A 12,213-nucleotide genomic window follows, 5' to 3' on the forward strand; every position below is an offset into this window, starting at 1 on the left:
CCGCCGCAACGCCCGCGACCCTCGCCGCCCCCTCACACTCCTCGGCCTCGGATGATCACGAACCGGACATCATGCGACTACGCCGAAGCCCTGGGTGACGGCCCCACACCCCTCCAAAGAGCGGCCTGGTTGTCAGAGCTCAGGACATGCTGCCGGCAGGAGAGCCACGACGTTCAGTCAGAGTCGCGGTAGACGCCTTCGGTATCGTGGTGGGCGACTTCGGAAAATTCAACAAATTCCATATTCGCCGTAACCAAGTTTGCCGATATGGATGCCACCCCGCGTGGGACGGTGCGGAATTCACGTCCGAATCGCAGCTCCCACTCGTAGCTCTCGTCGTCGTCATAGTCGTCGCGGCTGTTAGTGAGCACCGCCAGCAGTGCATGGTGACCGGGATTCATGGTGGCGTAGTCCGCGATGAAGACGACCGACACGCCACGCAGCTCCTCACTTCCGCGCACCGCGTTCAGCACGTCGTCGGATTCCGCTGCCGCCCATTCCGGATCATCGACTACGCAAAGGTCGGACACCTCGGTATCGTCTCCGCAAGCCTGAGCAATGTCTTGCAGCACCGCCCGCCATGTCTCCTCATTGCTGTAGTCCGTTCGGAGAATGACGGGGTAGTAGTCGGGCTTGTCTCCAAAATCAGGTATCTTATTCAAGGCTAAACCTCATTGTTGTGGATATCGACGGGAGCGCCAGCGGTTGGCTTTACCGGTGACCTCAATGAACGAGATTCCGTTCAGGCCACACATCGCTTACTCAGGCCTCGAAGACCTGACGTGTCGGCGAACCATCTGCCATACGAGGCGGCTCAAGGCAGATACGCCTCGGCAAACCCGCATGCGGCGTCGAGATCACCAGTGCGTGCCGCTGATTGTGAGGATTGTACTGCAACCACGTGAAGTGGCATTGCTGCTGCAGGCCCAGACCGTCAGGAATAGAATATGGACGCCATATCCATGGCGTAAGAGGCCGTTTTTCTATCGATCATGGTGAGCATCGGTTCGAGTGTGGCGACTCGGCCGGGTGGTGTTCGGGCAGGAGCACCGACGGCATCTGACACCCCACCCGAAGAGACGGCACGACATGCCGTTCCTCGCGCCGAAGCCCCGTTCTCATGCCTGACCAGCGGAAACGCAGCCACCATTCAGCCACGGCATGGACCAATGAGACCGTCTTCGGTACTGGCGGGATCGCAATGCGGGGTAGACGGACCGTGTCCCGCAGGGTCGTCGTCCGTGCGTGCCTCCCGGTTGCCGGCCTGCCGGAAAGGTTCGACCCAGCAGCGACGGAAAGGGCTGCTCCACGTATTGGCCGCATTCGGCAACAGCAGTTGGCGCAGTCGCGATCTGGTGTGGCCCTCATCCAGGCCGGTGCTTCCGGACCTGCTCCTGCCCTCCGGACATCGACTCCGTCATGGCTGCAAACTCCGTTACCGAGGTCGGGCTTGCCCTGGCGCAGGATGACGGCAGGGTCACGGCGACAGTTCAGCCCTCGTCGTGTGACCGACTCCGCACGTGGCCCCGAATTGCCAGCGGCAGAGAACACTCGCTAACCCTCCCGACTAGAACGGTCTATCTATTCAGATGGATGGGCGGTGATGCACGTCAGTTCGGCCGGCACAGTAATGCTCGTGCATGCTCTGGAGGACCCCCACTGAGCTGGGAAGGCTGGGCGGAGCGCTACCGAGCGCGGGGTTACCGGGTTGTCGCTCCCGCCTGGCCCGGCCTGGAGGGCGCGGTGGAAAAGATCCGACGTGAGCCGTCCAGGGTGGCGGGCATAGGTCTGCGTGAGCCGATAGCCCGCCCGCTACGAGGAAGTCATCTGACGCCTCGACGACGCGCCAGTCATCATCGGGCACTCTTCGGAGGCGCGATCACTCAGTTCTGCTGGACCGCGGCTTCGGCAGGGCCGGTGCCGCCACAAAGATCAACTTTCGGAAGCGACGCAGGGCCCCATCTGCTGTTTATCGCCGGTGAAGCCGACCACATCGTGCCGGCAGGGTACCCACGACCGGAAGCACCCGAGGTTCCCCTCGTTCCCATCACTGTAGGAGAAGCACGTGTTCCACCGCCGCTCTGTCCGTCTCGGCGTCACCGGCAGCGCCGGCCTCATTCTGTCTGCAGGATTGGTCATGACCGCATCCGCTGCCCAGGACCATCAGACGCGGCCGCAGGTCAAACCCACCGTCGTGCTCGTGCACGGTGCTTGGGCCGACTCGGCCGGTTGGAGCGGGGTCGTCACCCGGTTGCAAGCTGAGGGCTATCGGGTCACGGCGCCCGCCACTCCGCTGCGCAGCCTCAGCAGCGACGCCGCCTACCTGAACGACTACCTCAAGACGATCACGGGCCCCATCGTCCTGGTGGGTCATTCCTACGGCGGCGCCGTCATCACCAATGCCGCAACCGGGAACCCCAACATCACGGCCCTTGTCTTCATTGCCGCCTTCGCCCCCGACAAAGGGGAAAGTGCCGCAGAGCTCATTGGAAAATTCCCCTGCAGCCACCTCAGCGACGACCCGAACGCGCCCATCCCCACGGCCCTGAACGCCGTCCCCTTCACGCAGGCTGACGGCGGCAACGGAGTTGGCCTCTACATCAAGCCGGTCAAGTACCGGGACGTCTTCCTCAGCAACCGGCTTGACACAACCAAGGCCTCGGAACTCGTCGTCACCCAACGCCCCGTCACGGCCCAGGCCGTCGGTGAACCTTCCGGTCCTCCAGCTTGGAAGACCATCCCCTCGTGGCTCACGACGACCACACGATACCTGCCGCCGCGGAACGGTACATGGCTGCACGTGCGCACGCGCACACAACCGAGATCAACGCACCGCACGCTGTTCACCTGACTGACCCCAAGGCTGTCACGCGTGTGATCGAAAACGCCGCCGTCAGCATAGGTAAGTAGGTATGCCCCGGGGCCCCGGCCTCCTCCCACGAGTGGGAGGAGGCCGGGCCAGCTCAGCCCGCAGCTACAAGGACGCCGACGCAGTGCACCAGGACGGCACTCGCCGCCTGCGCGTCGCCGAGATAGCCAGCCATCATAGCCCCGTCGCGCATCGCCACCATAGCGGCAGCCGATCGGAGGGGGTCGGATGCTCCGAGCCGCTGGAAGGCGCCCCGCAGTATCTGCTGGAACCATGCCCGGTGCCGCAGCACAACCTGGTGGACCGCGCTCTCCGGATTCGGGTACTCCGCGGCAGCGTTGATAAAGGGACAGCCACGGAATCCCGGGCCACACAGTTCATCACCGATGCCATGCGCCACCGCGACGAGGAAGGCGGACGGCGAGGAGATCGCCTCTTCCGCAGCAGTGATCTGCTCCCTGATCTGGCGGTCTGCTGCCTCAAGGTAGGCACGCACCAAGTCGTCCTTGCCCTCGAAATGCCGGTAGAAGGTGCCCCGGGCGATGTTGGCCTCCTCCATCACACGGTCTACGCCAACGGCCCTGATCCCCTCGCTGTAGAAGAGGCGACTCGCCGTTCCCAACAGCCGTTCACGCGCCTCGGACCGACGAGCGGGTGCGGACACATCCGTAAGCTTCGACATACAGACAGTATAGAACGCTCGTTTCACTCGCCTGGGCTCCGATCGTCACCAACCCGGCTCACTCCCGTCTCCCCAAGGCGTGCACGTGGACCCGCTGTCCGCCGGTACTCCCGCGGGTTCTCTCCTCACCGAGCCGATGCCTCGTGCAGGGCGCTTCGAGTTCCGGGAGGGCCACCCGCTGGCTCCGAGTCTGATCTTGGCCTCCAGATTCTATACGCCGTCACCCGTCACCTGCTCGACTAGCAGAGTTCTAGGATGCTTGCCGGTCAACCCACGGGCGAGGCGATGCTGGAAATCGCCGCCTGCGCCTGGAGGGTTGAGAAGAGCGGCGCCACTGCCATGCGGTGGCGTGCGATACATGCTCGCAATCGAACAGTCACAACGGAAGAACTCGCTGTAGTCGGTCGGCGCCCATAAATAGATCGAGAGGCCGCCGCTTTCGTTACCACCGCGATCGCCACTGTCCCAATGGAGGCGCCAGCCTGGGTCAGCCAAGTCAGTAACTCGCCCGGTTATATCGATGTTGGGCAGAGGCTGCTTGCGCCAGCCAATTTATGGGGGTTGGCGCGAGCTTCCTTGACGACCGACCGGAAAATTGGGCGCCAGTAGCCATGTCTCAGTGAAAAGTTTTTTCAGAGTTCGGTCACTATGACCGAGCGCACCTATCCACAGATTTGCAAGATCTACCGAACCCGCCCAATCGCCCGGGGTTTTGGGGACAGGATATTTCTTTACCCGCCTGGTAAATACTGGTTTTATGGGTCGTTAAAGATGACGCTTTACCGGCCAGGGCTGCGGTCAGTTCAGTCGACGCCAGCCGGCTTACCACCCCGGCAGCACCCTTCACCGCACACACGGCCCTTGGGAGTACCAAGTGCGAAAAACACTTATGGCTACTGCCGTAGTCGTCACCGCCGCCCTCGGCGGTTCGGCGGTCGCTTGGCATGCTCTGGCAGTCCATCCTGGCAAGGAGACCAAAGTGGCGTCGGTGTCCGCCCGGGATTTACGGGTGGGTGCCGTCTGTTCCTTCGACTTCCCTTACGCAACCGAGGTCTCCTGCGGCTTGCTGAGCTTTGGGGACGTGCGCTACTTCTGCACCGGCGTCGCCCACGCCTCGTGCCCGAGGACTCGTACGGTCACTCTCGCCAATACGGGCAACACGCCTATTCGGCTGATCAGCGTAAGCGGCTCGCGTTCCGGTGAGCGACACGAGACTGTCTCCCCCACCCTGCGCCCTGGCGAGAGGAAGACCGTCGGTCCCGGCGTTGGGGACACATATTTGTACGACATTGTCCTTCGTTGTGACGGGGGCCATGCACAGGCCGAAATAGCAGGGGTGTCCGACCACAAGATGCGGTAGGCAGCACGGACGCGAGGATCGCCATTTGGCGCTGATGCAATCAGCAGCGATCAAGGGCACACGGTGGGCGAGGATGTACCCTTCCCCTCCCACGCAACTGCACAGGGCTCTCCTGTCCGCTGCTCGCCAGCGTGCCGGATGCCAGGGGCATGCGGGCAATTGATCGCAGATCAGCCACAGAAGGCTCGGCGATCGTGCGAAGCCGCACGCGAGTCCCCCTTCTTGGGCAACTCTCACGGACCAACAGTGTCATTTAGGATCAGCGTCACATGTCGATACATCCATCGGGCTCATGCCGGCAACGTGTATCCGCCGAGAATTGACCCCCTACGCGAGGCGCGTCGCTTATTCATACACTGTTTATCACGTCGCGCGAAGCCCACATGTGATGAAAGCGCCAGTCAGTGTAATCTGCGCGCCTTGAGGTGGAGGCTGAGTTGCAGCGGATAGCCGGCAACGCGCCTTCGTCCACCTTGATCTTCTGGAGCGCCGGGCTCCAGAACGACGGCGGGCGCCTGAAAATGATTCACGTCATTCTCACAACCTTTGAGAATTATCCAAGCAGCGGACAGCTTTGAGTGTAGGTGGCACGGTCTGCTAGTGTCGCGAACTGTCCTCAAGCCGATGCGAGCGAACGCCGAATGTAGTTCGGCATTGACGGACGGCAGATGTGAATCCGCAGAGATTCCGGGGGCCCTCGCGAGCGGCTCATTGCCGTGTCAGTCAGTTCGCCCATATGGCGACGTGACCTTCACAGACACACTTGGAAAATTTGATGATGACAGAGAGTAGGACCCGCCGTCGGCATGCTGTCAAGCGGCGGCCACTGGTGCTTGGCGCGGCGGTGCTGGCGGTGGCGGGCGCGGTAACGGTGCCGGTGGTGGCGCAGGCGACGGGAGCGAAACCTTCCGGTACTTCGGTGCGTCAGGGTGATTTCGCCGCTGCGGCGGCTGAGTTCGGGGTGCCGGAGGGCGTCCTGCTGGCAGTGGCCTACCAGGAGTCGGGGTGGGACGCTCATGGCGGGCAGCACAGTACAGACGGTGGCTACGGGCCGATGCATCTGACGGATGTGACGCGGTCGATGCTCGCTAGCGGCGACGCAGGCATGGCAGGCAGAGCCGAGGTGTCCAAACTGGCTGAGGACCCAGCCCTGCACACGCTGCAGGCTGCGGCGAAGCTGACCGGGCTGCCGCAGGAGGACCTGCGTACAGACGCGGCGGCCAACATTCGTGGTGGTGCGGCCTTGTTGGCGTCGTATCAGAAGGCCACGGGTGGAAAGGCTTCGGCGGATGCAGGTGACTGGTACGGGGCGGTCGCCCGTTACAGTCAGTCCACGCGGCAGCAAGCGGCCGGAGCGTTCGCCGACCGGGTCTTTTCGACGCTGAAGAACGGCGCGAAACGTACGACAGCTGATGGGCAGCGCGTGGCGCTGGTGGCCGGGGCCGAGGTCACTCCGGCCACCAGTCAGTTGGACCGGTTGCACCTGGCTTCGACGGCGGCAACAGCCACCGAGTGCCCAACTACCGTCGATTGCACCTTCGCGCCTGCCGCCCCGTCCAATGGCCAAGTTTCCAACCGGCCTGCCAACGGGATACGGATCGACTCGATCGTCATCCATGACACCGAGTCTTCCTACGCATCGGCGATCGCCACGTTCCAGACCGCGGGCGGAAGCGCGGCGCACTATGTGATGCGCTCAGCGGATGGTGCAGTCACACAGATGGTCCCGACCAAGGATCTGGCGTTCCATGCGGGCAACTACTCCACGAACATGCACTCGATCGGTATCGAGCACGAGGGTTATGCCGCGCACGGAGCGACCTGGTACACCGAGGCGCAGTACGAAGCGACAGCGGAGTTGGTGAAGTACCTGGCCGGACGGTTCGAGATACCGGTGGACCGGCAGCACATCATCGGTCACGACAACATTGTCGGTCCGACGTCGGGCACGGTCTCCGGGATGCACTGGGACCCGGGACCCTCCTGGGACTGGGAGCACTTCATGGCCCTGGTCGGTGCCCCGCTAACCGGCACACACGGCGTAGGTGACATCGGCTCGGTGGTCACCATTGCTCCTGGATTCCTGGGGAACGACCAGACGGTGGAGATTTGCCCCTCTGATGACCCGACCGGCGCCACCGCAGCCTGCACACGTGTGCAGCAACCGTCCAACTTCGTATACCTGCGTACCGCCCCAAGCGCGTCGGCTCCACTCTTTGGTGACCAGGCGATCCACTCCGGTGCCGCCGGCACCGACCGCATCAACGACTGGGGCAGCACCGCCCAGGCCGGTCAGCAGTTCGTCGTCGCCTCGAAGTTGGGCGCTTGGACCGCGATTTGGTATAGCGGCAACAGGGTTTGGTTCCACAACCCCGACGGCGCCAACACCATCCCCACTCAGGGTGTGACCATCGTCAAGAGCGGCACGAGCACGGACGCCCCGCCGGTGAAGGTCTACGGCTCCAGCTACCCCGACGCGGGCGAATACCCGGCGGGCCTCTCCCCCTCCACCCAGGGCCCCCTGAGCATGTACACCATCCCCGTCGGCCAGGCTTACGTCGCTACCGCACCGCCCGCCCGCACCGACGACTACTTCAAGTCCAGCGGCACCGTCGTCCTCGGTAGCAAGTCCATGTACACCATCCAGTACAACCACCGCACCGCCCTGGTCTACGCTGGCGAGGTCACCGCCGACGGCCCGGACACCTCCCTCAACCACCACTGACACACAACAAACATGACACCCGTGGTGGTGTCCGGAGCCCACCGGCCCTGGACACCACCACGCCGTCACAACCGCCGCCAAGTCTCCAATGAATCCAGTCAGTCCGCTTGCCGGCCTGGGCGCTGGTCACGAAGATGGCGTAGCGGTGGGCCGTCACAACGTCTTTGACGGCTGCCTCAACGGAACCGGACTCTTCCGCACCGCCATGACGACATCACACGTTGAGCGTCAGTATGCCGGTCGGTCACTGTTCGCACCCACGTTGTCCCGCACGCGCAGCGAGTCTCCGGATCTCCCAGCGCCAGGGGCATCCCGCAGTCTCGGTCGACCGCACCTACCCGAGCGCTGGTGGAGCGGAGTGTAGCCCGTTCGCATTGGGTTACGCGGAGCCCGAATCGTCAATCGCCGCAGCCGACCTGCGACTGCAGCACCTCCGAAGCAGCCGCCAACGGCCTCAGCCTGTCAGGCGCTGCTCCACTTTTGGTTGCGCTGACCGTTGCATGTCCACAACTGCAGGCGGGCGCCGTTGCCAGTCTTCTGATCCAGGACGTCAACGCACTTGTCGGACTGCGGGTTGGTCAGATCATGGGCTGTGTTGAGGCGAAACTGCTGCGCTGCACTTCCGTTGCACTTCGCTACCTGGATCACAGCCCCATTGGATCTGGAGCCCCCAGCGACGTCCATGCACAGACCCATGGAACGGATCGTGCCGTCAGACTTGATCTCCCATTTCTGCCAGTTGGACCCCACGCAGTCATAGAGGTTCAGAGGGGTACCGTCGTAGCCCTTGCCGCCCGTGATGTCGATGCAACGGCCACTCGCGTGACCGCGGATGAGAACACCGGGCGCAATCGGGGCCGGCTGGGATCCACCAGACGAGGCACTACCGGTGCTGGTCTTGGTTCCGCCGCCGCTGCTTGTCTGGGGCTGTGCCTTGGTTCCGCCGCCGCTGCTTGTCTGGGGCTGTGCCTTGGTTCCGCCGCCGCTGCTTGTCTGGGGCTGTGCCTTGGTTCCGCCGCCCTTCGAGGGGGAGGAGTCTGCATTCGATGTGCCAGAGGAGCCGACCCCTGACTTCGCGGGACCCTTATCACCCGATGTGGATCCTCTGTTGAACGCGTCTGGTGACGACGAGTGCGGTAGTCCAGGGATAGGAGCAACGGAAGCAAAAGCACCGGGAGGAGCATCATCCGACGATCCGCCCAGCACAGTGCCTGTCGTGGAGCCGGAATCGCCTCCTCGTGCAGTGGCATTGGAGTTGCTCGAGTTGATGAGGAAGGGAACCGACACGAGGACCAGTCCCGCTATGGCCGCTGCGGCAAGCACGGTTTTGGGCGGTCGGCCAAGTTTACTCGTCTCGACCACGTCGGCCCCAGATCCCCCGCCGGCGGAGGGATCAGTAACCACATCTGGTTCTGCGGCGGCTGTACCGTTTCCTTCGACTTGCCCTGCGGCCTTGCTTTCGGCCCCTTCACGGCCTGGGTCATCGGTTCCCGGCGCGCTCTCAACCGGATCCTGTCCCTGCCCTGATTCCAGTTCACTCTCGGCCCGCCTTCCACTCAGGGCGTTGGCGACCGCGTCCGCGGAAGGCACCTGAACGGCAGCGCCGGCTTCAGTCTCCGGCTCCGACTCACGACGTGAAGCCGTCTGTGTGGACGGCACTGGCCTCGACGGAGCGACCGGATTCGAACGAACTCCCCGGATGCTGGCGGAATCCGAACGATTTACGGCTGTCCCAGTACCGGCCTCCGCCGGGGTCAGCCCCATATTCTCCGAGTTCGTCAAAACGTTCTCCATTACAGAGTAGCCATTATGAAAAGGCATGGCGCCCCGAGCCGTGGCTCTTCGAGTAGCTCCCAGACGTCCAGCATTGTGTTGGTCTGCGTTGAAGCGGCCTTGCCACATTGCGTATGAGTGCGGCGGGCAGCTCGATGTGACCACGCACGACGCCGCGAGCCATTTCGGACCATCGAATCAACATCCGTAGCCCTCGTTAGCCGCCGTACGCTGACGTCGTTACTATCCGCGCCAACAACGCAACTGCCTACCCCACAAATTACGGCACTGCCCGTGGCACGGATTCCCTCAGCGTTGAGGTTGTTGCACCGGTCGCCATAGAGGACTTCCGCTCGCCCGATGGCGATGAGAACACCTCGCGCGTCCGTCAAGATCTCGACCAGGCCAGCCAATTTACCCGGACGGTCCGCGGACGCGCGTGGGACGTGCCGGGTCAAAGCTTCGCTCCTTCGTCAGACATACGCGCGTTGTCCTCATGACCTACCGAACCTTGCCAGCGCAGCACAGACACCGATCGTGAGTGCGACTGCGTCGTCCCCGCGCAGTATCCGCAATGTGTCTGCTGAGCGTCACGCACGGGCTCCGCCTGTGACCTGTCCATCTGCAAGAGACCGCAGCCAAACGCATTAGTGGGAACAGGCTGTCCTGCCGGAACCTCCGTCCGGTGCGTAGCAGATCCGGATGTACGGGCATGCCCGTAAGCATCTATACCTACGGCGACATCCAGTGCGCCCGACAGAGGCTGACCTAGGCCAGCGATCGCCGACGAGGCCGAAATGCCGCCCTCACGCGGGAAATACCTGACCTCGCCGACAAGCGAGCGCTGTTCCGCAATGCCGTCCGGTCGCATTGAATCGACTTCGGAGACGTCACGACCAGGCGCCATTTGAATCGGTACGCCCGTGTGCAGGATCACCGGCTGGCCAAGGACGTCCGCGAGTTCTGGGCCCAGTGCTTGAGCTCCGTGGTTCAGCGCTACCGGCCCGAGGTGGAGGAACCGTACCCACGGGCGAACGGAGGGCAGGACGCTCTCCCAGAAACGCGACACATCCAACAACGAAATAGGCGGTCCACCGGCGTCGCCGAGTACGACGATGAGTCTGTCGGGATGAATCGGCAGACGCTCCACCAGCATTCGGCCACCCTCCCAAGAGGGCGCGGCGTACTCACTCCGTAGCCACACTCTGCTGGCAATCGGCTGCACGACACAACCACTGCCGGTCATCCAAGGACGGTCACGAGTTGAGAACTCCCAGTAGGGCTTTGGGAATCGCCACGAATCCCGTTCTGGCATCCGGCCCGGCCGGAAGCGAAGCCAACCCGCGCCGCCAGTGTCACTGGGAACATACAGGCCCCCACCGGGGGTCGGCAGCACTTCGCCGTCCGGCGCGAGCACCAGGCAGCCCAGCCGGTCCGCGATTCGCTGCGCAGCATGTCGCGCTTCCTGCGGCGTGGCACGGGTGAACACCAAACGCAGACTGTCGCCTCTGTTCGCAAGTAGCCGTGCGATCGCGTCTGTTGTACGGTCCGACGAGCCTAGGGGAAGGTCCAGCACAACCAACGTGTGCCGAGGGTCCCGTGCCAGTCCTGCAGCAAGCACGGCAATGTGGGGGGCTGGTCCTCCCTTGAGGTGAAGCAGCAGCGCATCACCTGACGTACGGCTGCACAGCGAGACTCTTCCCGTCAGAGCGATTCGCACGTTCATGCCCATCCGCTCATCCCCCAGGCCAATGGGGTCGTACGGGCGTCCTTCACCGAGTGGATGTCTGCAGTGTCTCGTGCGCTCCAGCGACCGCGGAAAGGTGATGGCGACACGTCTAGCGACACCACAGCGTTTTCCTGTTGCACAGTCCTCATCGTCGCTATCCAGCATCAAACTGCTGGGCCGCATCGCGAGCAGCCTCTCAGACAGGATTGGGCAATCCTCCCTGTTGGCATCGAGACCTTGCGCTCGAGGCGGGCAGGAAAAGGCATCAGCGGCATTCATCTCGGCGTCCTGGGAAAGCACTCGCAAGCGCAATTTCCGCTCGGCCTTCCTGACAGCGAAGGCATTTCGGAGTGGACTGTTCGACGTATAGCCAGAGACATCGGTATAGGCGATGCCAAACGCTCAACAAATAGGCACGAAACACTCCCCCGACACCCCCACCCCACCACGGAAAAGCAGCATTTTCCCGCTCAGGGACAAGAAGAGCTACGGGGACAATACTGCTACAAAACCGAGGAGCTCCATTGCATGTCTAAAACAATCGCTGCGGCGTCGCCTAGTATGAAGATGAGGATGCCGACGCTGCACATCCTTTGGCCTCGCAGCCGCATCTCCTCACTCTATCAAACCCGCACGACCGAGCACATAAGACATTGCTCTGAGCAGTACCCACACCTGCGATACGTCACTCAATCGTGAAGCTACTTCATCGGACCCCGATGACATAGAACACCTGCGCCGAAAACAAGTAACTTAGCGCCAATGCTGCTTCCGCTCACGCTTGGCCTCCACAGCCTGCAAAGTCAACCGTGGCCCGCAAGGCGGCGGACACGGCGATCGGCGCCACCAGGACAGCCCTGATCGAGATGGGCCGCAAGCACATGCGGGACATCCGCCTCGCGCATCCCGCACACACCACCAAGGACTACACGCAGTACGGAGCGAGAACCAAGCACGCACTCCCACTCTCAGAACGTACCCCCCCGTTATCTTTTTCGCGGTCCTGCAAGAGGGCCGCTGGCCTCCGGGCCCGGTATGACTGTTGCCCTACCTTCTTCATGGGTTCGCACCGGTC

General features: G+C 63.0%; 5 protein-coding genes and 1 pseudogene. 3 read left to right on the forward strand and 3 right to left on the reverse strand.

Features of this window, described 5'->3' with window-relative positions:
• Positions 1 to 173 precede the first annotated feature (173 nt).
• A complete protein-coding gene (locus tag ACIP98_RS40880; RefSeq protein ID WP_401981733.1) occupies positions 174 to 662 on the reverse strand; it encodes a DUF6924 domain-containing protein in 489 nt (162 codons plus the stop codon).
• A 1,403-nt stretch (positions 663 to 2,065) separates the two neighbouring features.
• Here ACIP98_RS40880 and ACIP98_RS40885 point away from each other — a divergent pair.
• Positions 2,066 to 2,851 carry an alpha/beta fold hydrolase gene (locus ACIP98_RS40885; RefSeq protein ID WP_401981736.1) on the forward strand — a complete coding sequence of 262 codons (786 nt, stop codon included), beginning with the start codon at positions 2,066 to 2,068 and terminating at the stop codon, positions 2,849 to 2,851.
• A 112-nt stretch (positions 2,852 to 2,963) separates the two neighbouring features.
• Here the strand turns inward: ACIP98_RS40885 and ACIP98_RS40890 are convergent, their stop codons facing one another.
• Positions 2,964 to 3,551 carry a TetR/AcrR family transcriptional regulator gene (locus ACIP98_RS40890; protein WP_401981738.1) on the reverse strand — a complete coding sequence of 196 codons (588 nt, stop codon included), beginning with the start codon at positions 3,549 to 3,551 and terminating at the stop codon, positions 2,964 to 2,966.
• Between the two features lie 2,138 nt (positions 3,552 to 5,689).
• Between ACIP98_RS40890 and ACIP98_RS40895 the strand changes: the two genes are divergently transcribed.
• The gene (locus ACIP98_RS40895) at positions 5,690 to 7,636 is read left to right on the forward strand and encodes an N-acetylmuramoyl-L-alanine amidase (RefSeq protein WP_401981741.1); all 1,947 of its coding nucleotides are present in this window, start codon (positions 5,690 to 5,692) and stop codon (positions 7,634 to 7,636) included.
• A 462-nt stretch (positions 7,637 to 8,098) separates the two neighbouring features.
• Here ACIP98_RS40895 and ACIP98_RS40900 read toward each other — a convergent pair whose 3' ends face one another.
• Positions 8,099 to 9,538 (reverse strand): ricin-type beta-trefoil lectin domain protein, encoded by a 1,440-nt coding sequence (locus ACIP98_RS40900; protein WP_401981744.1) that lies wholly within the window; start codon positions 9,536 to 9,538, stop codon positions 8,099 to 8,101.
• 2,397 nt (positions 9,539 to 11,935) lie between these two features.
• On the opposite strand from ACIP98_RS40900, the pseudogene ACIP98_RS40905 reads away from it, so the two are divergent.
• Positions 11,936 to 12,118: pseudogene (locus ACIP98_RS40905) on the forward strand (RNA-guided endonuclease TnpB family protein); the annotation flags it as partial.
• Positions 12,119 to 12,213 lie beyond the last annotated feature (95 nt).

It is taken from the genome of Streptomyces sp. NPDC088354 (genome assembly GCF_044753585.1).
Classification (GTDB): Bacteria; Actinomycetota; Actinomycetes; order Streptomycetales; family Streptomycetaceae; genus Actinacidiphila.

What these genes read in the sequence shown, in the direction of transcription:
- ACIP98_RS40890 (WP_401981738.1), bottom strand. Translation starts at nt 3,551, where the DNA reads ATGTCGAAGCTTACGGATGTGTCCGCACCCGCTCGTCGGTCCGAGGCG.
- ACIP98_RS40895 (WP_401981741.1), top strand. Translation starts at nt 5,690, where the DNA reads ATGACAGAGAGTAGGACCCGCCGTCGGCATGCTGTCAAGCGGCGGCCA.
- ACIP98_RS40900 (WP_401981744.1), bottom strand. Translation starts at nt 9,538, where the DNA reads ATGTGGCAAGGCCGCTTCAACGCAGACCAACACAATGCTGGACGTCTG.